A 24,023-nucleotide genomic window follows, 5' to 3' on the forward strand; every position below is an offset into this window, starting at 1 on the left:
TCTTAGTATACAGCCGTAGTGATAGGCCCGGGTAGTTAGAAGGACTGATTTGTCTGACGGAACTTTATGAGCGACCGTGCTGAATGCTTGGACATGCAAGCCTATACCGTCTACAACCAGTCAGGCGGCCAAGGGAAAACGACGATCGCTCGCGATCTCGCAGCGGCTCATGCCGAGATCGGGCAGCGCGTGTTGCTGATCGATATGGACGCACAGAACGGGAGCCTCAGCAATTACCTCGGCGTCGACGATAACAAACGGAATCCCGATGCAGACGACCTCACCTACCACCTCGTCGAACAGGGTCAAGGGGAGTTCAGCGACCTGATCCGAACGGCCGAGCAGAACGTCGACGTCCTCCCGTCGCACAAGCGACTCAATCGCGTCGACGAGTTCCTCGACTCCCACGAGAACTACATCGGGCAGACCAAACCCGACGACTGGGAGTACCCCCGGTACGAACGACTTCTCGAGATCCTCCGGAAGAACGACGTGCCGAGCGAGTACGACGTCGTGATCATCGACCCGAACGCGAAAGCCGATACCGTATATTACATGGCGCTATACGCTACCCGGAACGTGGTCATCCCCGCCGTGCCGACCAGGTCGGGATTCGAGAGTATTGACGGGGTCGCCGACAGCGCTCAAGGGTTTGCCGAAAATCAGGACATCAACATCGGTCGCACGGCCGTCGTCCCGACTATGGTCGACATGCGGAAGGGCGATCACAAGGACTACGCTCAGAAGTTGCGCGCTGAGTACGACGCGCCGGTCTACTTCAAATCACTGAGTGCCTTCGAATCGGCCGAGGAACAGTACGTCTCTATCTTCCGGCTGTTCAGTGAGCATCGGAGTCGAATCCGGAAATCAGAGCAAAACATCCTGCCGAAGTATCGGACTTTGGTCGCGACCATCTGTGCAACCTTCGGGAATCCGCTACCAAAGGACGCGTGGGACGGCAAGGAACTTTTCACAGGCGACGAGTTCTGGGGCGAGGTCAAGATTCCGTTCGCGGAAGCCGATCTCGCTGACGACACGATTGACCAGACTGCGGGGGTGAACTGACGATGGGCGGCTCCTTCGAATCCGGTGCTGGCGACGACCCAAACGACCTGTTCGCGAACGACGACGACGCTGACGAAAAAGAAGTCACAGAGGAGGCAGACGTCCAACTGGAGCAAGCTGACGAGACTGAAGCCGAGGAGCAGGGCGTGGCAGCCGCAGCCAGCGGAGAAAGTGAGGCCGCAGAGGCTAGTACTGGACCAACGAGGGAAGAGGATGCCCCTGGTGAACCCGGATCGGCGGTGATGCTCGATATCGAGTCACCAGCAGAATTCGATGCGGCTCGCCTTGCTCGTGAATTCGTCCCCGATACCTACGACAAGCCCCATGCTTGGGCGCTCGGGCGCGACGGAGTGAACGATGGACGAGCTGAGAAGAAGACCTTCTTCTTGCAGTCGAGCGTGCTCGATCTCGAAGCAGCCTGCTCACAGGAGGTCAACGAGATCCTTGACGGTGATGTCCCTCTGACCGATCTTCGCGAGCTGGCACTTATCCTGGCATATCATCAGCCCGAATTGCTTGCCGAGGCTGCGAGAGAATGGGGCGCGGAAAGCGCGTAGACTGTTTCTCTCTATCCAGTCGTCGGCGTTAACCGAGGTTCCTCGATTCTAGGCCGAACACTCAATTATTCATGATATCGAATACCACACAGGATGGCGGAGTTCCGCCGGGCGGGGGACGAGCGGGTCAACGTCTTCGAAGTTGATGAGACGTATCTGTTCAAGCATTACTTCGAGGGCGAAGACGTATTCGACCGCCTGAAGCAGTACTACAACAATCAGCACTACCGCTTCGAGGTGCCACCCGACGAATTCGAGGATATCCGTTCATTCCTCGCCGACTACGGATACGGATTAGTCATCGTCGACGCGATTGACGAGTTCGTCGTCGTGGTAGAGAAGTACACCACCCATCCAGAGAACATCTTCAAGCAGTCAGTCATTCAGCGAAGCGTCGACGGGTACAATTGCTTCCTGCTGACCGATCAAACTGCAGTCGAACAGGCAACTCGGGAGCATGCCACGCGGCTCACCGAAACCGACCTGAGTCATCCCTTCTGAACGGTCGGAGGTCGGCTACGGGATTACAGCGTGCGGGGATCGGGATCGACGATGCTGGCGAAGGCGACGTTCTGTTGCACCTGCTCGATTTCGATCGTCGGTTCGTCGCCGGGCTGGGCGTCGGGAACGATCACGACGTAGCCACGCTCCACTTTCGCGATTCCGTCGCCTTGATCACCGACCGTCTCGATGGTCACGTCCCGAATCTCACCTTCCTCAACTGGTGGCTCTGGAGAGTGACTGGTGCGTTGAGAGCGATCAGAAGACCGGGGATTCCGTTCCCCGTCCTCAGTTGTCACAGGGGATTCGAAGACTGCAACCCGATAGGTTGCCCCAGGAGAGACAGCATCATGGGCAATCTCTCTCGACGGAACCTCCACAACGTATTTCTCGTCACGCTGACGGACGGTCGCACTGAAGACAGAACGGAGTGAATCCGGGATCTCGACCATCGGATACAGCAAAAGTCGGACGGTAGCGCACTTAGTTCCGAGGGGCGCGTATGAGCCATCGAAGCCCACCCGTCGCCTCACGAGGAACACTCAAGGGAGACCCACAGATTGAATCCGACCGGCCCCCTGCATCTACATAGCGAATGCGGATCGAATTCGACGACGGAACGCTCCTGCTCCGCGACGCGCCCGAAGACGTTCCTCATGCGGAGTGGGACGACCGCGTCGACGAGTACCGAGCGCAGGCCTGTCGGTATCGGGCTCTCCTCGAATGGGCCGGTGCATGGACGGGCAGCGACGACCAGGCCACGCTCCGCGATGGATTCGGTCGGTCCTGCGAGGATGCTGCTCGGGCCTACCCCGACCTGGATCTCACGCCGGCGCTCCACATCGAACCGCGTGACTACCAGCAGGCCGCCCTCGACGCTTGGATCGACCACGGCCGACGGGGGAGCGTCGTCCTCCCAACGGGGAGCGGGAAGACGTTCCTCGGGCTGCAGGCTATCGCCGATGCAGGCGTGAGCACGCTCGTCGTGACGCCGACGATCGACCTCATGAATCAGTGGCACGCCACGCTCACCAACGCCTTCGGCAACCAACTCACGGAGCCGGTTGGCGTCCTCGGCGGTGGGAGCCACGACGTCACCGCGATCACGGTCACCACCTACGACAGCGCCTACCGCTACGTCAACGAGTACGGCGATCGGTTCGGCCTACTTGTCGTCGACGAGGAACACCACCTGCCAGCACCGACCTACCGGCAGATCCCCGAGATAATGATCGCGCCGTATCGCCTCGGGTTGACTGCAACGTATGAGCGGCCCGACGGCAAGCACGAACTCCTCGAGGACCTCCTCGGCCCGGTCGTCTACCGGGAGGACGTCGACGAGCTCGCCGGCGAATACCTCAGCGAGTACGAGACGATCCACATGTCGGTTGACCTCACGGCTGACGAGCGCGAGACGTACGATGAGGAGTATCAGATCTATCGCGACTACGTCGACACCCACGAGTTCGACCTCTGGAAAGAGGAGGGCTACGCAGAGTTTCTCAAGCGCACGTCCTACGACCCACAAGGCCGGCGGGCACTCATCGCCAAGCAACGCTCCGAACGAATCGCCCGCACCGCCGAGAAGAAACTTGACACACTCGACAATCTCATCAAGCGCCATCACGATGACCGCGCGATCATTTTCACCGCCAACAACGACTTCGCCTACGACATCTCTCGGGAGTTCATCATCCCCTGTATCACCCACCAGACGAAGACGGACGAACGCACCGAGATTCTGGAGCGGTTCCGCACGGGCGAGTACTCGATGCTCGTCACGTCGCAGGTCCTCGACGAGGGAATCGATGTCCCGGCTGCGAACGTCGGGATCATCCTCTCGGGGAGCGCCTCGAAACGCCAGTACGCCCAGCGGCTCGGGCGCATCCTGCGCCCCACGGACGACCGCCAGCCGGCCCGCCTCTACGAGATTATCACCGAGGACACGATGGAAACCTACGTTTCCCAGCGCCGCCGTGAAGGGGTGAGTGCCAGTGCTGACGGCTGACCTCGCTCGATCACGCACGACCGGCGAGACGATTACGCCGCTGTTCATCGATCCCGACGAGGAGCGCTATCGACAGACCGCTCGAGACCTCATCCAGCTGTTCGAGAACCACCTTGGTGAGCCGAAAGGGGACCTCGAGGACGCAATTGACGAGCTGACCGTCGCGGATACCGACTACAAGATCGTCCAAGGACTCGCGAAGCTCCTCAAAGACGAGTGTGAGTTCGAGGTCGTGGCCTCCGTCGACCCGCGCGAGATTCGCCGGCGACTCTTCGAGAAAGCCAACGAGCGCTATCCGATCGTCCGTCAACCGACGCTCGGCGAGGACACACAGAAACTGGAGGTGTACAGCGCGGTCGCCGACGACCTCGGGGTGTCGCTCGAGGAGTGCTATCGAGGGATGTACGCCGATCTCGAAGACAACAAGCGACTCGTCCGAATCGGCACGCGGACGGCCGACCAGTACGCCAGTGATGGCGATGGGTCGACCTCAACGACCAACCTGACCGGCAGCAGCGACACGGAGTACGAACACACGGATCTCACCGTGGACTGGCTGTTGACGCGCTACAACCTCGCGCTCGCTCAGGCGGTGCTCTACGATGCGACGGAGCTACGGATTCGGGTGTGGGACCACTTCGGGACGGTGTTCAGCTATGTGAAGTTGTTCGGGTTGATGCACCGCATCTATCCGATCGACATCGACGGTGAACGCGTCGCGAGCACGGACCAAGCCGCCGGCTACGAGGCCGTACTGGACGGCCCGGCGTCGCTATTCTCGAAGTCGCAGAAGTATGGAATCCGGATGGCGAACTTCCTGCCAGCGTTGCCCCTCTGTGACCGCTGGGAGATGGTTGCCGAGATCCTCGTCGACGAGACGACCGGTGAGACCCGACAGTTCGCGCTCGACCACACGGAGGACCTCGATTCACACTACAGCGCCGGCGACCAGTTCGATAGCGACGTCGAGCGGACGCTCACCCGGAAGTGGGAGCGAGCGAATACGGACTGGGAGTTGGTGCGGGAAGACGACGTCTTCGACCTTGGTGCTGAGGTGATGATTCCCGACTTCGCGATCGAACATCCCGATGGCAGGCGTGCGATTCTCGAAATCGTCGGCTTCTGGACACCCGAGTATCTGGACACAAAGCTGGAGAAGATTCGAAAGGTGGAGGCCGACAATTTCGTGCTGGCTGTCTCGGAGCGGCTGGATTGTGCGAGCGAGGAGTTCGGGAGCGCCGCCGATCGAGTGCTGTGGTTCAAAACTGGAATTCACGTCTACGACGTAGTCGATTTAGCTGAACAATACGCGACAGGGATGCCACAGAGTCAAGAGCAGGCTTGAAAGATAGTGGATCCAGTAAGGCTTTTAACTGTTACCGGATTATTGGTAACTACCAGATGTACGAGGTTCTCGACGACACGGCGGCGCAGCTCATCCTCGCCATCGAAAGTGGTGACTCCATCCGTCGTGTCGCCCAGCACATCCACACGCCGTACGAGACGGTACGACAGGCCGTCAATCGGCTGGAAGACGCAGGCTACGTCACCTATGACGACGGCCTCTCAGTCGTCGACGAGCGCGTAAGAGACGCAGCACGAGAGCTTGTCGCTGCCAGCGCCGGCGTCAGTCCACCATCCATCGAGGAAGCCTACGTCATCCCACAGTTCGGTGACTGGCCGTTCGCATTCACACGGATCGACGCCGTCTACGTGTGGACCCAAGGAGGCTACCAAGTTGGTCGCGAGCCCGACGACTATCCGCTGTTCCTTGCTGTTCGTGAGCAAGACGTCGACGCCTGGGAGGCGTTTTTCGAGTCGTTCGGCCTCCCTACCGCATTCGAGCGGCAGCCACGAATCGAGCTGGACGGGGCGCTGCAGATCGTCCTCGATCCACGCGCCTCACTTGACATTGAACACATCGAGGGGTACCCGGTGATCCCGAGAGACGAGACGATCGAGTATATGCGTGAGAACTACGCCCAGTTCCAGTCGGCGCTCGCGATGCTCGACCGAATGTACGAAGACATCGACCTCGGCGTCACGTACCGGGAGACGGAACGAGCGCAGCCATGAGTTTCCACAACCGGAGTGACGCACTCATCGAACTGCTCGAGGACCTCACTCAGGAGGGACACAAGTACGTTCTTGTCGGCGGCTACGCTGTCTCAGCGTTCAACGCACGCTTCTCTACGGACCTCGATATCGTCGTCGCACCAGACTCCAAGGCCGAGTTCGGCGAATTCCTCGAACAGCGGGGATTCGAGGAAACGGACAGCCACGCCAAGGAGTGGTTCTACGACACCGAAGTGATCGAGTACGAGAAGCGGCTCACGCCACAGCAGCCGATCGGCTTCGATCTGCTAGTGAATGGCCTCGGTTGCCGCCAGACCGAGGCACAGTGGTCGTTCGACTACCTGTACGACCATAGCCACCAGCAGGAGGTGAGCGGGGGCACAGTAACGACGACAGCCAGAGTCATCGATGGAGCCGTCCTCGTGGCGGCAAAACTCCACAGTGGCCGGGAAACAGACCTTCGGGACGTCCTGGCAGTGGCGGAAGAGATCGACCTTGACGCTGTCACGCCCCACCTGCGGCGAGGGGACGACGATGCGCTACGGGAGCAGCTAGAGCGTGGACTGGAGATCTTGGAGAGCGACGAACTCAAGCACGGGTATCGGAGTGACTTCGGGGCCTCAGCTGTCTCAGAAGAGACAGTCTCCGCCCTCCAAGAGTATCTGACAGGACAGGTAAATAGGTTGGATTGAGAATCAGTCGTGGCTACAAACCATTCTGCGAACAGCTGATTGTCGAATAGCCGTGTGAGTACTTGACCAGGTCCATCATCGGTCGAAGTTCAGATTCAATTTCCGCCATCTGATCCGATACCCAATTGAACCGTTCTTCTACGCCCGCATCAGTAAACCGGAGTGAAGCTCGTACGTCACGATTTCGGTCATGTTGGAGGAGTGCGAGAGCGTATGCGAGCATCTGCGGTCGATAGTGTTCTGCGAGTTCATCCGACGTCGTAGCTGAGAGGTCGTTGGTCTTGTAGTCGATAATGTGGAAGGCGTCCGGTGTGACGAACAGCCGGTCGATATCACCGACAATTCGCGACTCATCAATTCGGGCGACAACAGAATACTCGTCGTAAACCGCTTGGAGCTGGGAATCAGCCTCGATCTGGTCCACAAATTCGACTGCATCAGCAGCGTGATCGACAGCTTCGCGGAGGTCAGGTCCTGTCGGCTCCTCACCGGACATCCGACTCAGACGGCGGATCAGGGTAGGCCACTCGTCTCTCGGTGGACGGAGTTCGTTGATCCGGTGGACGACCGTCCCGAACGTCGTTGGACTCAGGCCCGCCGACTCCTCACGTTGAGAGTAACTGTGACCGGCTGTAGACGCATCCGCCACCGCATTCACGAGCGTCGTTGCCGCGATCCGTTTCGCCGGCGCGAGCGACGGCGGTGAAGGAATCGAGATCTCCGGCACTGAATCAACAGCGTCGTCGTCGGTGTGCCAGTCTACTGGGCGCGGCGGCCTGCGAACGGTATAGCTGGCCCCATCCATCTCGCCACAGGCCTGTCCCTCCCGAACCGCCTCAGCAACGAGGGCTCCGTCGAGGAGGGCTGGCTGTAACCAGTCGCGCCACCGGTCTGCGTCGTCAAAGGCTGCAGGCTCGCCGAGTTCGATTGTGCCGGACTCGTCGACGTCGATGTCGTGCGTGCCGCAGAGAAGGAGGTGATCGCGCGTTCGTGTACACGCTACGTAGAGGAGGCGTTTCGACTCCGCCCGCTCCTGTGGACGCGACCGTCGGTCGGCGTACTCGTGGACGGCCGTCTTCTCGATGGAGAACGCATCGCCCGGATTCGGCCCGCCGACCGCCGGCACCGGTGGCGCGTTATCAGTTCCATCCACGAGTCGAACGTAGCCATGGTCGTCGACGGAGCGACCGAAGTTGAGATCACTCCCGAGATCGGGGACGGTGACGATCGGGAACTCGAGTCCCTTCGCGGAATGGATCGTCATAATCCGGACGCCCTCGGCGTCACCGGGAATATCTGCCTCCCCCTCACGAGGGTCGATCTCGGCTTGGCGGTCGATCCGGTGGAGCAACCCGGCAGCTGTGTGAACACCGTTCTCGCTCCAAGTACGGACCTGGTCGCGGAACTTCTCGACGTTCGCGACGGCCTGTCGACCGCGTTCGTCGGCGCTCACACTCGCCAGATACCCTGTGTCGTCGATCACCCGGGACAGCAGACGGTTCCACGGGAGGACGCCATCTTCGGACGGCGTCGCACAGCCGCTGAGGGTCCGCCACGTCGTGAGGAGATCGAACGCGTCCGACAGCTGCGGGTCGTCCGTCTCGGCGAGCGCGTCCCATACTGAATCAGCTTCTGCGACAGCCGGGGCGAGACGATCATCTGCGAATCCGAACAGCGGCGACCGAAGCACCCCGTAGAGGGAGACGTCGTCCTGTGGATCACCGAGTACTCGAAGCAGGTTCGTGAGCGCCTGGACCTCAGGCGTATCGTAGAACCCGACGCCACCGACGACAGTGTAGGGGATGTCGTACTCCTCAAGGGCGCGCTGATACCGATCCAGATGAGTGCGCCGGCGAAGGAGGATTGCCGTGTCGTCCGGGGTAGCGTCACGATGGACACCTGTATCGGGGTCTTGGACTGTCGGCGGATCGTCGAACAGGTTGGTCAGTCGAGCAGCGAGCGCTTGTGCCTCGGCCTCGATAGTGTGGTCCAGCGCGCCTTCGGCGACCGGATGGTCGTCGCCGAAGAGCTCTGCCGCTGTATCGGCGTCGTCGGGGACAGCGAGATACTCGACACTCCCGGTCAGTCCCTCGATGTCCTCGACACGGTCGCGTTGCGTGGTCAACTCCTGTGGTGGCGCTTCGTTGGGTTCGTGGGTGTCACCTTCTGGTTGGAACAGGTACTCGAAGAGCTCGTTCAGGAACGACAACGGCTCGTCCAGCGTCCGGAAATTCCCGGAGAGTTCGAGCGCGGTCGGACTCTCGGCATCGCTGTCGGGAACGTCGTCAACCCCACGAGCCTCGTTGACGGTCTGGAGTTCTCTGCGCGCATCCCCGAACGTCGTCACGTCGGCCCCACGGAATCCGTAGATGCTCTGTTTCTCGTCGCCGACCAGGAAGACGTTCGACGCCGCCTGCACGTCAACGCCCGTGAGGAGCTTGACCAACTCCCACTGGCGCGGGTCCGTATCCTGAAACTCGTCGACCATCACGGCCGCAAACTGCTCTCGAAGCCGCTCCGTGACGGCATCGTTGGCTCGCAGGAACTCAAGGGTCGTCTCGATCACGTCGGGAAAGTCGAGCGTATCGCGGCGCTCCTTCTCGTCGGTGTAGGTTGCGAGGACGTCGTCGAAGACCCGCATCAGAGCCAATGCGTAGTGAGCGCTATTCGCTTCCAGTTCCCCCGGCGTCGTCTCGACCGCATCCGCGTGCGGTTCGACGGCATCGATGACCGTGTCGATGGCGTCCTTCAGGTCGTCATAGACGTCACCGTACTCACCCCAATCGTCCCGGTCACCGACGACGTACCCCGAACTGCTGTAGAGGCCGCCGTTCTTCTTCTCACAGGCCTCGTAGAGCTCGAGGATTGCCCGCTGACAGTCGCGAGGATCGCTTTCCTCCTGGTCGTCCGAGAGTGTCGTCGCGACCTCGGTGAAGGTCCGGTAGGCTCGAAGGCCGTCCTCGTCGGCGAGAGTGTCCTCGCGGTCGACGCGGTTCGCGACCGTGCGTAGCTGCTCAAGGAGTCCGTTCGCATACAGCGTCTGTCGGGCGTCGGCGACGTCGAGATCACAAACGACCTCCCAGCAGATATCGACGTAGTCGTCGACCTCCGCATCACGCCACTCCTCGAGGACCGCCTCGCTCTGTGGGCGCTCATCGAGTAATCCAGTGAGTACATCGACCAGCTGGTCGCGACCCCAAAGCTGAGCGAGGAGCGCGACGTCATCATCGTCCTGGTTGCGTTCGAGAAACTCCGTCACGACTTCGCGTTGGAGTGTCGCAGCGCCGTCTTCATCGAGTACGTCGAAGCCGAGCGGGACCGGAGCCTCGACGGCCCGTTCTCGCAGGAGCCGGGTACAGAACGCGTGAATGGTGTGGACATAGCCGTCCTCCAGATCGTCGAGGACGTTTCGCCAGCGGTGGTAGGCCTCTGGTGAATCGACAGCCTCCAGCCGGTCGTACACCTCCTCCCGAACGCGCTCGGTCAGTTCGGCAGCAGCCTTTCGCGTGAAGGTGATCGTGACGATGTTCTCCGGCGTGAGCGACGGGCTGTCGGCCAGTATCGTCACGTACCGCTCGGTGAGCGTGGTCGTCTTCCCCGTCCCAGCACCGGCAGTGATCGCGACGTTCCGGCCCTGGACGAGCGCGTCCTCCTGTTCATCTGTGAGCTGAATCTCCTTGGGGTCCTCAGTCATCGCTCATCACCGCCTCGATGTCCTCGTTGTCGCGAACACGGAGCGGAACATACGCTGCATCGTCCTTGTGAACCTCGTCGACGAACTCCCGCTTGCGGTGATGGCGGACATCGCACGCCCGACGGTAGTCACAGTATCGGCAGTTCGCTCCGCGGGCGGACAGAAGCGTCGTGTGGAACCGTCCGTTGCCAATCGCCTCGTCGATCTGGCCCAACCACTCCGGAACGACATCGTTCAGGAACCGGCGGAGTTCGACCTCTGAATCGAACTTCGATTCGACGCCGCGTGGAACCTTGAGGTCATTTGGCGGTCGCACCTGATAGTACGTCGCCGAGAGCGAGCCCTCCGCGAACAGGTCACCGTCGACGACCTCGGCGGCAGCAAGCAGATAGATGGGGAGCTGGAACTTCGTGCCGCCGGTCGTCTTCGTCATATACGGTGCTCGACCAGTCTTGTAGTCATAGAGCGTGAGCGTCGGTTGTTCGCTATCCCAACTCACGTCAACCCGGTCGATGTATCCACGAATCGAGACAGTCGAGCCGTCCGGCCGCTCAACCGTGAACGGTCCAGCATCCGAGTCAGGAAGCCCCTCGCCGAACGGGGCTTCGAACAGGTGTGGGCGGGCAGCGCCGTCCCGCGAGAGTTCGTTGTCGAGGAAGGTAGCGAACAATCCCTGTTCCGGTGCGTCGTGGGGTTTGCTCCCGGCCTCGTACGGAGCACTCTCGCCGTCACCCAGGCCCGCGAACAGCTCCGCCTTCCACCGTTCGTAGAACAGGCCGTCGTACTCGAAGTCAGCATCCCGGAGTTCCTCAACGGCGATCTCGCGAAGGTGCGTCGCCAGGTCGTCCCGGTCGAACTCAGTGAGATCGACACCATCCTCGGTCTCGTCCTGCAGATCCGCGAAGAACCGTTCGAGGACGTCGTGAACGTACGACCCGGTTTCGAGGGGCGTGGGGACGACTTCGACATCATCGGGATCCTCGATTCCGAGCACTTCGTCAGCGTAGAACTTGAACCCACACTCGACGTATCGCTCGATGCGACTCGCGCTGTAGGGTTCCCGCTTCGACGGAGGGTATACCTCATCGACTGTCTCGGGATCCAACACGCCGTCGTGGTCGGAGAGGCCAGCCGTTCCCCTGTTGCCCGCACAGTGGAGTCCCCGATCCGTGCGCTTGGTCTGCTCGGGAGAGAGGTCACCTCGGTCGCCGGCGTGGCTGACTGCCGCACGCCGGTCGGTTGTTGCGGCGACGTGCCGCTGGAGGTCTTCGCAGGAGCCCACGCGGTCGTCGACGCCATCTTCGGGTTCGATGCCGGTCACGCGCTGGAGTTCATCGAGGACCGGCGACCGGACGACTGCGGATTCATCGTCGCCCGTCTCTGGTGTGGTGATCGTGAGTCCGTCGACGTTCGCGAGGAGCGTCGCGAAGAGATAGCGGCCACGGAGTCGCTCGTCGCCGGTGTCGAATCGTGGGTGGGCGTCGGTCATCTCCTCGAAGAAGGCCGGGCGTTCCGGCGTCACCGGGAAGTGCTCGCTCGTCAGGCCCACGAGATACACCTTATCGAACGAGCGCATCCGGGCATCGAGCAGCCCCATCACCTCAACATGGCCGCCAGCAGCGCGCTGTGGAACCCGGATCGGCACACCATCGAACGCACGGGTGAACAGTGCCAACGGGGAAAGGTCGCTATTGACCGCCGCCAGCGACTCGAACGAGGCGAGGACCTCGTCCACGAGGTCGTAGGCTCGCTGTTCGACGGCTTGCTCGGCACCGCTGGCGTAGTCCTCTGTTGCTGCCTCTACGTCGAACTGACCGTCCAGCAGCCGGCGGAGCGTCTCGGTTGCATCTTCAACGTTCCCCGTTCGGACCGTTTCCAATGTGAACAGTAGATCCTCGATCAGCGCCGCCGCCTCGCCGTCGACGTCATCGAGCAGGGGTGACACAGAAACGGTGTCACGCCGACGAGCAGCTGCCGTGACGGCGTTGGCTTGGTCGCTATCGACGACGTCGACCAATGGATTCGCTAACAGGGACGTAAGGTCCTCGGCCCGCGGATCCGATTCTGCGAGGTTCAGGAGGTCGTGTACAACGCTCCCGGTGAACGTCCGGTTCAGCTGTGAAGCGGCAGTCGTGACGTGCGGGATGTCGAACGTATCGAACGTGTCCTCGACGTACCCCGAATAGGCCTCCGTCCCCGGGACGACGACGGCCATGTCGTCGGGGTCGCGACCATTGGCCAACTCGGTCCGGAGCTCGCGAGCGACGAAGCGAATCTCGCGCTCGGGCGTCGGGAGTTCACGCCACCGGAGCGCGTCTGGAGCAGGGACGGTGCCGGGATCCGGGCGGTAGAGCGACTCGGTGATCGTACCGAAGGCCCGCCCTGACTCGTCGACGGGCTCGAGTTCTACTGTTTCAAAGTCAAGTGCTTCGTAGACCTCCAAGGCGTCCTCCGCAACGGCGTCGACTCCGCTCCGACCATCTTGGTGAAGTGGCAGCAGTGCGATCGTTGGAAGTTCGTCGACGAGGCGTTCGATGAGGCGGCGTTCGACAGGACGGAACTCGTGATACCCGGAAAGGATGACGACATCCAGTTCCGGGGAGAACTCCGATAATGACTGCTCCGCCGTCGCGACGGCGTCGAACATTTCTCCCCGAGTACAGACCCACTCGTCGACGTAGTCGGCGTGGAGATCTCGGTAGTGTCGGTACGCGTCGACAGTAGCTGTTGCAATACGGTCATCGAGAGCTGAACCCTCGAACTCCGCCGCTAGTGCGTCGGGGGTCCCGACCCCGGCGTCGTCGAAGAGTGAGAAGCGGCTACTGAACGAATCAGCGAGGGCGGCAGAGGCCGGCTCGCCGGCAAGAGCGCCATCTGTATCGGCTGTTGTTCTGTCAAGCGCGTACTCCGCGAGCCGGCGGTTCAGCTGCCCGGAGAGGGGTTGGACCGGGCCCTGGAGTTCCTCGTACCACTCTCGAACGACCGCATCGAGCGTCTCGGAACGGAGCCGGAGTGGGTCGTATGAGGCGGCCCAGCTGTCCTCAACCGTACTCCGGCGAGCGTCGTTCCGCGTTATGTAGAGAATACTCCCCAGCGAATCGGTGGCGATGTCATCAGCCCGCTGAAATGCCCGTTGTTCCAATCGGGCGTGTTTCGGGCCGGTGAGAAGCGTTGAATCCATCGAACACTCCCTACCAAGATATCGGCCGCACTTCACTCTTGGCGCGACTGACAGCTTGGAAGTACTATAACTAAATACAGCATCATACAGGTTCTCTTTGAAGAGCGGCGTGGCGTAGTAAAGGAACGCTCTTGCGTAACACATTATTGATGTAGAGGCGTCTTGCGTATCTATCAGAACCCGGACGGGATTAGAAACACATCGGTGGCCGGTTAGACAGACAATTCCTGTTCACGTTCCTTTGAGGAGAGCCGTATCTCCAATCTCCTACGGAATAGCGTAAAGGAAATGATGCGTGAGAAAATCGGGATAGTTTAAATTAGCTAATCATAGATAATGTGAGGTATCTTATAGAGACTCCTCCTTCGGTACAGTAGTTATAAGTGTCGCGGTATACCTGTTCTGCACAATGGCTGACCGTCAAGAATCACTCAATATTGGTGATGCTGAGGAAATTTCTTTCGGGGATTTTGAAAGAGAAATAGCTGATGTCCTGAATGAAAATCAGGATTCCTATCCAGAGCCGCCTACTGGACTGAAGAAAGGAATTGATCGGCGTAACCCAATCTATGATATGCATATCTATTGGACAAAAAAGCCCCACACTGCGATTCAGAGCTTTATTGAACAACTTTCGGAGCCTGGCGATGTTGTGCTAGATAGTATGTGTGGGAGCGGCTCAACAGGTGTTGGTGCGGTACTCTCCGACAGAAAAACCGTATTGAATGACGTAAGTCCAGCAGCAACCTGGATAACGAAGAATACTCTCGCACCAGTGGATTTAAATGCGCTGGATAACGCTTTCAATCTTGTTGCAGAAGACGTCCGCGAAGAAATATTGAAGCTATATCGGACTACTTGTAATGAGTGTTCTCGGACAGGAACAATCACATATACAAGATGGGCAGAAATTCACGAATGTAAGAGGTGCGGTACAGAGCTGAATCTTGAATACACCGATAAAAAACCGCACACGAGCAAATACATATGTTCAAATTGTGATAACGAATTTTCCCCTGGGCGGCAGGAACCTGCGGACCGTGTCCCAGTAGAAATACATTACGAGTGCGACACTTGTGGGGGTCGAGGGAATGAAACAAAAAGACCGGAAGAAGAAGACATCGAACGCATCGATTCTATAAACAAGTCCGATATTGAGGTCTGGTTCCCAACTGAGACCCTCGTAACAAACTCTCGGATTAACGTTGACGAGGGAATGACCATTCCAGATCTATATACACCTCGAAACCTTACGGCGTTGGCAAAGATCCACGATTCAATTACGAAAACTATAGATAACGAAATCCGTCGAAATCTGCTCTTATTCACGTTCACAGCTATTCTGCCAAATACAACGAAGATGGCACAGGATAGGTCAGGGACGAGTATAATGAAGGGCACATATTATATTCCGCCTATGAATAAGGAGATTAATGTTTGGAACTCCTTTGAACATAAATATAATAGGTTTGTCAGAAAAGGGAAAGAGCACTTTATGAATCAAGCGGGTGGATTTTCCCCTAAAGAGGACTCGAGGGTTTATACTGGTGATGCACGCAACTTATCTCAGATACCAGATAATACTATTGATTATGCATTTATTGATCCACCCTATGGAGATACAGTTCCTTACGGTGAAGTGAACAAAGTCTGGACGGCATGGTTAAAAGACGAGGAAACGTTCGAAGATGAGATCGTTGTAAGTGATAGCCCAGAAAGGGAAGAAAAGGATGAGGAGGCGTGGGAGGAAGACGTCCGCGCTGCCTTCGAGGAGGTTTATAGAGTTCTAAAACCAGGTCGGTGGCTTACAATAACCTTCAATAATAGTGATCCCGCTATGTGGGAGCGCTTCAATAATGCGATTCTAGACATTGGTTTCACCCCATATAATGGGACAATGTCTCTTGATATGAAACTGAAAACTTGGAAGCAAATGAAGGAGGACAAGGCCCAGCGGAGAGATACCGTAGTTAATTATTTCAAACTCCCCGAGAACTTATCCGAAGTCAAATTTGACACCCCCCCAGAGGAGGTCCCAGAAGATATTCAAGACCGCGTAGAGGCAGCAATCGATGATACAGTCCGGAGTGGATATATGGGGAAAGGTGTTCTCCCAGAGCAGGTTTTCCACGAAGTAATCTCGGTGCTGAACGAGAACAACGCTCTCCATCTTAGACCAGATTGGGAGGCAATTCTGAAAGAGAATTATGAAAAAGAAATTGATCAGCGAGGTCGTACCCGATGGCACCCAACAGATTATTACCGAGAATATGATCCAGATTTAGAATATTTCTCTGCAGATCTTGTCGCTCAAAGGGCCGTAGAGGAGCATCTCGAAGAAAACGGTGCCGCCTCATATTCAGATCTTTACGAAGTAGTTACGAATCAAGTGGATCAACAGCCAGAGAACTTCGATGAGTTGCTTGAACGGAACTTCATCAAAAACCGTAAGAAGTGGCGACTACCGGAAACGGAAGACGAGAAACTAGAGATTGAGCGCCGTCAAGAAGGACATCAAGAACATATCGTTGACCAGTTCGTCTCAATACTTGAAAACGACGAGCACATTGAAGAGGCCCCTCCACTCCACGTCTTGGAATATGGCATCCGGTATCTCCAGGAAGAAGACCGTCATCGTGAAGCACTTCTCCTCTATGACTACATCGACATAGAAGAACTGCCCGACGACGTCCAGAGCAATATTCGTCGTCGCCGCCGGATCAGCGAGGCTAAGGCCAAAAAAGTAGACAACGATGATGAAGAAAATGACCCAGAATCCGATCCCGAACAATCTACCTTAGAGGACATCGACGAAGAGTAGTACACATGGAAGGGAAAGACATCAGTGTAGTCCTGGTCGACGAAGCGGTCCAAGTAGTTAGAGAAGCTTCTGAGTTTGACTCGCTAGAGGCATTAAAGCAGTATGTTGTGGAAGATTTGCTTCCACAGAATAGCAAACAGGTTCGAAAGCGGTACGCCGCTATTCTCGCCAAACGGTTGTTCGTCGACGATCCATACTTCGATGAGTCAAGCGAAAACCCCCTCAGAACTCCCCTAATTGAGTCTGCAAAGCATCTCTCGGATGACTCACTCAAGTCTGTAATTTTCTATCACTATGCCTTATCCAACAAGGTTCTGTCCACGGTTCTTGAAGACTTCTTTGCACCGAAGCTCAACGATATCGATTCGATTACGAAGTCAGATTTAGAGGACTTCTTCGAGACTAAAGAGATAGGAAATGAGGAGAGAACTACGAAGGATATTCTCCGGTGCTTCACTCAGTTCGATCTTATCGAGAAGGCGGATGGAGACGAAGGCAGATATCTTCTCTCAGGGAATCGTTCCTTACCGGCTTTTGTGTATTCTCTCCACCACGAGTTGGGTGAGCCTCAAATGTACTTCGTTGAGGATATTCAGGGTTCTCTAACCAGGCGTGCAGGCCTGTTCAATGATGAGACTCTGCAAGAGTTCATCTATGATGGGTGGAACGCTGATGTGTGGGAGTATTCATTTATTAGTGATATGGAGCAGGTGAAATTACGGTACACTCCAGAGGATATCAGTTCGGAGTTAGCTGAGCTCTCTGAGTCTGGCGTAGAAAACGGGGTTCCCAGGTGAGTAGACCATGACAGAGCTCTCAAATTACGAGATGCGGTTACCGGAACTTGCTGATGCTCTGGAGAGCCACGCTGAAGGCGACGGTGGAAAGGAAGTCTGGTTGATTGTTGGAGAGCGGGACCTTCTAGACAAAGCAATCAAAGGGCAGATAGCAGACGCACACGGGTTCCCGGTCGTTAATTTGAATAAGTCCGTCAGTGAGCAGGTGACGGAGCAGGAAGACTACGAGCAGTTGGTGATGGCAGAACGAACCACCGGCGAACCAAAGCATATCCGTCAAAGGATTTCTGACGCCACTGAGTCTATTCTCCAAGAACAATTTGAATCTGCCACTCTCGTTATGTTAGAACGGTTTGAAGTCGCGCTTCGATACGACTTCGATTTGATACCTGCAGTTCAGAGAATCGCGCAAAACGAGAAAAAGGCAGTTGTGCTGGCCGACGCCACGGTTGAAGGACAGCACATATATGTAAATGGTGCAGAATTAGAGACTACGCCATTCACAACCGTTATCCAGGTTAAAAAATGACATCCAGAAAACAACTTAAACCACTTGACGAGGTAATCACGTTCCCCGACGAGATTCGTGGAGCAATCGACCTTCAACACGCCGAAGAAGACCCAGATGATATTCTGGAAAACTTCATCGTCACAGACGAGCTCGAAAAACATCTCGTCAAAATACTCTCTGGAATTCCCGACGATCAAGGCGGGACATTCTGGCTTCAGGGAGAGTTCGGAAGCGGTAAAAGCCACGTCCTCGCCAGCCTCTACAGTCTCTTCCGGCTACACACCCCAGATGCCTACGAATATCTTGAACGGGACTCGCTTGTCAGCCTCGGAAAGCCGATTTCGGAGAAAGATGTCCTCGTCATCCCGTTCAGTTTAGCTGGAGGAGGAGACGTACAAGAAAGCCTGCACAGAAACATCATTGAGCAGACGAAGGATGCATATCTGGAGGCCACTAGCAACGAACTCCCTGTAAGCCGAGATGACCGGCTCATCGAAGCTTTCGAAGATGCTTCTCTGGATAAGCGAGCGTTCTTCGACTACCTGGAGGAGAAATCTGGCGGTTCATGGGACGAAGAGGCTTGGGAGAACACGGATAAGGAGATGTTCGTGGGTGCTATTCGCACCTGGCTTCGAGAGGAAAGCATATCTCTCGAAATAGACGAGGACTTTAGAACTTCATTCGAACTGGCCTTAGATGAGATCCTTGAGGAGTTCGATCACATCTTCTATATCGTTGACGAGATATCTGAGTTCCTCAATCGACGGGGTGATGAAGCAAAGAACGACGAAGACGTTCTCTTCTCGCTAGCTGATCTCAAAGACGAGTACCCATTTACCATGGTGATGGCTGCCCAGCAGTCATTAGAGCAGAATGAGAGGGTTACCAGTCAACGTGGGAAGCTGATTGCCGAGGACCGGCTACACAATCTCACTCTCACCCGGACGAAACGTGAGTTCCAAGAGATCGCTGTCAACCGTGTCATAAAAGAGTGTAAGAACGAGCGATACGTCGAGGAGTACTACTCTTACTTCGCGGACCGGTTTGACTGGGTAGATGATACCCGGATAGGGGACTTCAAGGAGATCTTCCCGTTCACACCGCAAACCCTTGAACTGGCCAACAGAGCAAGCTCCTTCGATAATACCAACAGAACAGGAATCAAAGCACTTCACAGTGCTGTTCAGCATCATGCCAAGGAGCAAACTCTCATCACGCCCGACTACCTCTTCGATGAGTTCGGCGCTGAATACGGCGACACAACCACTAACTCCCTAAAAACCCACCATCCTCAGCTCTACTCGAACTACCAGCGAACTGTCGAAGATTATCTGCCCTCCATAGAGGACCAAGAGTTCGCCCACACCGTAATCAAAGTCCTCTTCCTTAATGCGATCTCCAAGCGAGGCATTACGCCTCATGGTGTGGCAAACTCGCTGATGAGAGAAGTAGTGGAAGATCCTGAAGGAAATGTTATCTACTACGAAGAGGTTCTTGAGGATCTTACCCAGGTCCCGTACATCGTCAGTAACAACGGTACGTACGAGTTCCAAGTCGAAGAAGAAATCACAATTCAGGAAGACAAGAACCAGAAAATCGGAGAGAAGGACAAAGGCGACGCCAGGGACATTTTCGCAGATGTACTAGATGAGTACGGTCTCTTCAAAGACGTCGACCAAGACAAGAGCCTCAGCGTCACGTGGACGAAAACGAATATCAAGGTCGATGGGGAGCTTACAATCGCAGATCTGAGCGGGTGGAAAAGCGTCAATACACCTGATGACTTCGAGGACCAACGGTTCTGGCTCTACGTCCAGGAACGCCCGAACCCTGATGCTAGAGACGATGTCGAAGATCTCCTCAACACCGCCGACGATGAACGTGTCGTCGCATGGCTCCCCCGTGATCTGACCGACCGCCAGGTGAACAAACTCCAAGAATACGAAGCACTAACCGAGCTAGTTACTGACTACGAGCGAAGCGATGCTCCCCATGCCAGCGAAAAACGCGAGATGGCGGCAAGCCAACTGGAAGGTGTTGAGACAGAGCTTCCAAGCATAATCAAGGACTGCTTCCGCCAAGGAAACGCCTTCTCTGCAGAACTATCGGACATCGACTTCACCTTCCAGCAAAGCCTTGAGAACAACGTTCAAGAAATCGTCCAAGAGCCTCTAAACCGGACTTACAAAGAAAATGAGCTGACCTTCCCCTCGAACAACGTCTGGGAAGACAAGCAGACGAACAAAATCTTGGAGGGCATCGTCAAATACGGGAAGATAACGACCTCTATGGATTCCCGGTATGAGAGCGCAGCGAACAACTTTGCCCAGGGCCTCAAGATTACCACCCAGAGGAATCCACAGGAACTCGATCTCTCAGACAATCCGTACACGGACAAGATCATTGAGCTTCTGAAGGAGGAGACGGAAGATGACGATGACAGTCTTCCTATCCAGCGAATCCACAATAAGCTGCGGACACAGCCAATCGGCCTAAGCTCCCGAATCATCGCGATCTACGTCCTCTCACTGGTGAAGGAGAGTAAGTTAGAAGCAACCGTGACTGGCAATATCATTGAGGGTGGTGTCGTCTCCAGCACCAATATCGAGGATGCCCAGTTCACGAATAACGATCTTGGGAAACAGATAGAGACTATCAGGACACCGACTGCTCCTGATAACTGGACTAATATCGTAAATATAGCAGATATCGTTCTATTTGAGGATGTCAGCCGAGAACGCAAACAGGAGAACTACAATGCTGTTTGGACCTCTCTCCAAGACCGTTTCGAGGATCTAACCGACGACATCGATGACCGAATTGACCGGTATGAACGCCTGATGTCGGAAGTTGAGGAAGATCCCACGCTCACGTCCGATCTTGAAGACCTCAAGACCGTCATCACCGCCGACTATAATGCAACCAGTGCTGGCGGTAACTTGGAGAAGGTGTACGACACGGTTATCGATACATGCGGAAGTATCGATGACTTCGAAGATGCTGTAGATACCTTCGACTCTCTGTCCGTCTTCCTCAGTGACTATGAAACCATTGTCACCCGAGCTAGCCAGGCTCTCCAAGACTGGCCTGATGACTCTTTGGACTCGTATGTTCAGAAGGTTCGTGATAACCTTGACTTCCCCAATGTCATCAGAAATGAGGTTGCAGCCGGGAATCTTCAATCTGCTGTCGAGGAGTTCGAGGATCAGTATACAAAGCGGTACCGCCAAGCCCATCATAACTTCTACGACAAGGTAGAAGAGGTTAATACGGAGATTGAAGCCCGGCTATCCTCGGGCTCGTTCAAGGCGTTACAAGACCTGAACAAAGCCGACTACAACTTTGCGGATAACGAACTTGCGTCCACTCTACGCCAGCAGTTAGAAGAGTTAGATGTAGGAAAGCCCTGTAACAAGGAAGTTAGTTCGCAGCTCCAGGGCGTGAATCTGACCTGTAGCTGCGGATTTGAACTGGGAGATACCTTCGAAAAGCCGGATATCAGCAGCTTAGAGCCTGATAGCTACCTTGAAAGGGCGTTGTCGAGTTTACAGGACGTGTTGGAAGAAGCGGAAGAGGACCCCAGTATCGAGGCAGAGTGGCTAGAAGACTTCCTATCTACAGATGCCTCAGAGGTCGCTAGTATGTCTTCTCATGATCGGTCAGAGCTAGTCGGCCAAATTGACGAGGTTATTGAAGAGCTCAATACCGCGGTCATCGACATCCACGTGTCTATAGAGATGTTCGATGAGCCAGTTGCTCCAGACGAGCTTGACGGAAAGATCGAGCAACTGCAAGAGGCTATCCAACGGGAGATCGACAAGAAGAAGCAGTCGGTGTCGGCTGAGAACATCATTGCACGAGTCCATTTGGAGGGGGAGGATTCTGAGAAACAGGTCGTGAAGCAGGAAGTGAATCAGTGAACATGGCTTCAGCTAAGACAGATACATTTCAGGAGTTAGTTACGGGGTTTCTCTCTGATAGGGCCTCTCCTGTTGTCCTCATCGATGATCAGTATGGTCTGCTGGATGAGCTTGACCATAAGGAGATTGAAACTGAGCACTATGAGTACGGGATAATCACATACGACCGCTACCGCTACCTAGATTTTCGAGAGGAATATGAATCCTCACGGGAAACGGGGCAACCAGTAGTCATCGCTCTCTCCACATGGGACAGCGAACAGCTCACAGCAGAGCTGGGAGATATCCTTGATGAACAGGGTATCTCTGCACCTGTCGAACTTACTCCGACAGATCTTTTGCGTGAAGGAGAGTTTCCGCTGATCCTTGACGCAGTTGCTAATAACTATCTCTCGGAACAGATAGAGGACTTTATTTCGTTTTGCAAATGGAACGGGATTACTGGACGGTTTGATAGAGAAGAGACCATCGAACTGCTGTTATACTACGCCTCAGAGGTGGATTTCCGGAACCCAGTTGACATCAATAATCAATATAAGCTGGCTACAGAGAAAGGAATCTTTGAAACATCTGATTTCGACGATACAGGCCTTAAAATCCCGGTTCAGGACGTTCTTGAGACTGAAGCAAAATCTCGTTTGCCGAAGGTAGCGGAATTTGCTCCAGTTCTATCGACTGATGAGGAGCGTAGACAATTTGCTAATGCCGTCTGGACTGTCCGGTGCTTGGACTCGCTCGGACAGGACCTTGATTGGGTCGATGCACTACTTGAGTCGCCACCTGATGAAGACTATAGTGAAATCCTCGACCTTGCCTTAGAACTGGACCCAGACCGTTTCCAAGATCAAATCGATCAGGCAGACAGGGACATCGATAGAGAAGCCCTTCGGACACGTGCAGAAAACTCCACAACCTCAGAAGCAGTGACCGGATTTCTTCTGTCTACTGCGGCTTCATCAATTTGCTCTCAAACTGTTGACTCTATAGTAGAAGCACTGGAAGTGGAAACTAGCCACGAGACGGTCCTTAAAGAACTCCAGTCAGCAAATCACGATGTCGATAAGCTGTCCAAGGCAATCGACTTCACCAACCGCTTCGCCAGCATCAACGAAGAGATAGACGGTGAGATCTCCGATGCCAACCGCTGGTTGGACATTTTCCAAGACCTCTCCGAACTAGGTCACATCGTCGACGAGATCGACCGCCAAGAACTGGTTTGGAAGTTCGAAGACCTGTGGCAAAGAGCCGACCAGAGCTTCTGTGATGCAGTCGATGACCACTATCTCTCGTGGATCAACGATTCAAATGTCATTCTAAGCTGGGATATCTTGGACGAATACATCTTAGAGGCAGTTGAAGAATACCCCACAGTCTATGTAATTGTCTTTGACGGTCTACGGTTTGACCATTGGCTAGGTATTAGAGAAACCCTCAACGACACCTTCTCGATAGTTGAAGATCATCCCTACGTCTCGATACTTCCGACTGCAACACCGTACGCCCGCAACACTCTATTGACTGGCAAGTCTCCCAGGGAGCTTGAGCAGGAGTACGGGAAATACCTGTACAATGTAGGGAATGCGGATGAGGAGGACTGGTTCCGTGATTCGACCGGCCTACACGGAGACGATCTAAAATATCAGAACCCGGCTGGCGTATCCAGCAAAAGGCGGAAAGCAGAAAGGATCATGAAGTCGGAGGCACGGCTCAAATCGCTCATCTATCACTTCTCAGATAAGCTGACTCACAACTTTGGCGGCCAGTCAAGTATAACCTCGCAGCTTCAGGGGGACCGATCTTTCCGACAGATTCCAATCCAGTTCTTCAAAGACAACATTGCTCACCAAATTACGCAAATCCCGAATGTAGACCCATCTGACCAAGGTGCCATCATCCTCATAAGCGATCACGGAGCGACTAGAGCAGATGATGAACGCCGGGTAAGCAACTACGACGCATATAAATCGGGTACGAGATACGCGCGTGGTGGCCCATGGGAGAAACCGAAGGGATGTCACTTAGCGATGGATAGCGCAAGCGAAGAATATCGACTCCCTGAAGAAGATTTCATTTTTGCTAAACATCGGACTATTCTAACAAATAGCGATGACGATGACCGGTATGTCCATGGTGGAATTAGTCTTCATGAAATGTTGCCTCCTGTAGCGTTATTGACTTGGTGAGTTCAGGACGCGACCAT

15 protein-coding genes are annotated in these 24,023 nt (G+C 55.6%); 12 read left to right on the forward strand and 3 right to left on the reverse strand.

Translation table 11 applies throughout. From position 1 onward, the window contains the following. The first annotated feature begins 93 nt into the window (after positions 1–93). From NL112_RS19745 to NL112_RS19755, 3 genes are all read left to right on the forward strand, one after another. Entirely contained in the window at positions 94–1,065 is a 972-nt protein-coding gene (locus tag NL112_RS19745) for a ParA family protein (RefSeq protein WP_255152825.1), read from the forward strand. 2 nt (positions 1,066–1,067) lie between these two features. Further along, positions 1,068–1,622: a DUF7970 domain-containing protein gene (locus NL112_RS19750; protein ID WP_255152826.1), complete on the forward strand. Its 555-nt coding sequence runs from the start codon at positions 1,068–1,070 to the stop codon at positions 1,620–1,622. Between the two features lie 93 nt (positions 1,623–1,715). Beyond that, on the forward strand, positions 1,716–2,123 hold the full coding sequence (locus NL112_RS19755) for a hypothetical protein (protein ID WP_255152827.1): 408 nt from the start codon (positions 1,716–1,718) through the stop codon (positions 2,121–2,123). Positions 2,124–2,146: 23 nt separating this feature from the next. On the opposite strand, the gene NL112_RS19760 is transcribed toward NL112_RS19755, so the two are convergent. Continuing rightward, positions 2,147–2,575 carry a TRAM domain-containing protein gene (locus NL112_RS19760; RefSeq protein ID WP_255152828.1) on the reverse strand — a complete coding sequence of 143 codons (429 nt, stop codon included), beginning with the start codon at positions 2,573–2,575 and terminating at the stop codon, positions 2,147–2,149. 143 nt (positions 2,576–2,718) lie between these two features. Between NL112_RS19760 and NL112_RS19765 the strand changes: the two genes are divergently transcribed. From NL112_RS19765 to NL112_RS19780, 4 genes are read left to right on the forward strand one after another with little or no spacing between them, the layout of a single operon-like run. Beyond that, the gene (locus NL112_RS19765; RefSeq protein WP_255152829.1) at positions 2,719–4,131 is read left to right on the forward strand and encodes a DEAD/DEAH box helicase family protein; all 1,413 of its coding nucleotides are present in this window, start codon (positions 2,719–2,721) and stop codon (positions 4,129–4,131) included. After that, positions 4,118–5,476 (forward strand): DUF790 family protein, encoded by a 1,359-nt coding sequence (locus NL112_RS19770; protein WP_255152944.1) that lies wholly within the window; start codon positions 4,118–4,120, stop codon positions 5,474–5,476. The genes NL112_RS19765 and NL112_RS19770 overlap by 14 nt, the downstream gene beginning before the upstream one ends. 56 nt (positions 5,477–5,532) lie before the next feature. Then, the gene (locus tag NL112_RS19775; RefSeq protein ID WP_255152830.1) at positions 5,533–6,207 is read left to right on the forward strand and encodes an RNA polymerase subunit sigma-70; all 675 of its coding nucleotides are present in this window, start codon (positions 5,533–5,535) and stop codon (positions 6,205–6,207) included. Beyond that, a complete protein-coding gene (locus NL112_RS19780; RefSeq protein ID WP_255152831.1) occupies positions 6,204–6,899 on the forward strand; it encodes a nucleotidyltransferase family protein in 696 nt (231 codons plus the stop codon). The genes NL112_RS19775 and NL112_RS19780 overlap by 4 nt, the downstream gene beginning before the upstream one ends. Before the next feature lie 13 nt (positions 6,900–6,912). Here the strand turns inward: NL112_RS19780 and NL112_RS19785 are convergent, their stop codons facing one another. Both NL112_RS19785 and NL112_RS19790 read right to left on the reverse strand, forming a co-directional pair. Further along, entirely contained in the window at positions 6,913–10,593 is a 3,681-nt protein-coding gene (locus tag NL112_RS19785; protein ID WP_255152832.1) for a UvrD-helicase domain-containing protein, read from the reverse strand. Next, positions 10,586–13,774: a PD-(D/E)XK nuclease family protein gene (locus NL112_RS19790; RefSeq protein WP_255152945.1), complete on the reverse strand. Its 3,189-nt coding sequence runs from the start codon at positions 13,772–13,774 to the stop codon at positions 10,586–10,588. The genes NL112_RS19785 and NL112_RS19790 overlap by 8 nt, the downstream gene beginning before the upstream one ends. 409 nt (positions 13,775–14,183) lie before the next feature. Here NL112_RS19790 and NL112_RS19795 point away from each other — a divergent pair, with 409 nt between their 5' ends. Genes NL112_RS19795 through NL112_RS19815 form a run of 5 tightly spaced genes read left to right on the forward strand, consistent with a single transcriptional unit; the run spans position 14,184 to position 24,006 of the window. Continuing rightward, on the forward strand, positions 14,184–16,595 hold the full coding sequence (locus NL112_RS19795) for a DNA methyltransferase (RefSeq protein ID WP_255152833.1): 2,412 nt from the start codon (positions 14,184–14,186) through the stop codon (positions 16,593–16,595). Positions 16,596–16,600: 5 nt separating this feature from the next. After that, on the forward strand, positions 16,601–17,392 hold the full coding sequence (locus NL112_RS19800) for a BrxA family protein (RefSeq protein ID WP_255152834.1): 792 nt from the start codon (positions 16,601–16,603) through the stop codon (positions 17,390–17,392). A 7-nt stretch (positions 17,393–17,399) separates the two neighbouring features. After that, a complete protein-coding gene (locus tag NL112_RS19805; protein WP_255152835.1) occupies positions 17,400–17,921 on the forward strand; it encodes a hypothetical protein in 522 nt (173 codons plus the stop codon). After that, complete coding sequence (locus tag NL112_RS19810) at positions 17,918–21,823, forward strand: DUF6079 family protein (RefSeq protein ID WP_255152836.1); 3,906 nt, start codon at positions 17,918–17,920, stop codon at positions 21,821–21,823. The genes NL112_RS19805 and NL112_RS19810 overlap by 4 nt, the downstream gene beginning before the upstream one ends. Positions 21,824–21,825: 2 nt before the next feature. Beyond that, the gene (locus NL112_RS19815; RefSeq protein ID WP_255152837.1) at positions 21,826–24,006 is read left to right on the forward strand and encodes a PglZ domain-containing protein; all 2,181 of its coding nucleotides are present in this window, start codon (positions 21,826–21,828) and stop codon (positions 24,004–24,006) included. The last annotated feature ends 17 nt before the right edge of the window (positions 24,007–24,023 follow it).

Origin of the sequence: Halorarius halobius, assembly GCF_024298865.1 — an archaeon.
Classification (GTDB): Archaea; Halobacteriota; Halobacteria; order Halobacteriales; family Haloarculaceae; genus Halorarius; species Halorarius halobius.

Coding starts and splice junctions, on each gene's coding strand:
- NL112_RS19745 (WP_255152825.1), top strand. CDS start 94: ATGCAAGCCTATACCGTCTACAACCAGTCAGGCGGCCAAGGGAAAACG.
- NL112_RS19750 (WP_255152826.1), top strand. CDS start 1,068: ATGGGCGGCTCCTTCGAATCCGGTGCTGGCGACGACCCAAACGACCTG.
- NL112_RS19755 (WP_255152827.1), top strand. CDS start 1,716: ATGGCGGAGTTCCGCCGGGCGGGGGACGAGCGGGTCAACGTCTTCGAA.
- NL112_RS19760 (WP_255152828.1), bottom strand. CDS start 2,575: ATGGTCGAGATCCCGGATTCACTCCGTTCTGTCTTCAGTGCGACCGTC.
- NL112_RS19765 (WP_255152829.1), top strand. CDS start 2,719: ATGCGGATCGAATTCGACGACGGAACGCTCCTGCTCCGCGACGCGCCC.
- NL112_RS19775 (WP_255152830.1), top strand. CDS start 5,533: ATGTACGAGGTTCTCGACGACACGGCGGCGCAGCTCATCCTCGCCATC.
- NL112_RS19780 (WP_255152831.1), top strand. CDS start 6,204: ATGAGTTTCCACAACCGGAGTGACGCACTCATCGAACTGCTCGAGGAC.
- NL112_RS19785 (WP_255152832.1), bottom strand. CDS start 10,593: ATGACTGAGGACCCCAAGGAGATTCAGCTCACAGATGAACAGGAGGAC.
- NL112_RS19790 (WP_255152945.1), bottom strand. CDS start 13,774: ATGGATTCAACGCTTCTCACCGGCCCGAAACACGCCCGATTGGAACAA.
- NL112_RS19795 (WP_255152833.1), top strand. CDS start 14,184: ATGGCTGACCGTCAAGAATCACTCAATATTGGTGATGCTGAGGAAATT.
- NL112_RS19800 (WP_255152834.1), top strand. CDS start 16,601: ATGGAAGGGAAAGACATCAGTGTAGTCCTGGTCGACGAAGCGGTCCAA.
- NL112_RS19805 (WP_255152835.1), top strand. CDS start 17,400: ATGACAGAGCTCTCAAATTACGAGATGCGGTTACCGGAACTTGCTGAT.
- NL112_RS19810 (WP_255152836.1), top strand. CDS start 17,918: ATGACATCCAGAAAACAACTTAAACCACTTGACGAGGTAATCACGTTC.
- NL112_RS19815 (WP_255152837.1), top strand. CDS start 21,826: ATGGCTTCAGCTAAGACAGATACATTTCAGGAGTTAGTTACGGGGTTT.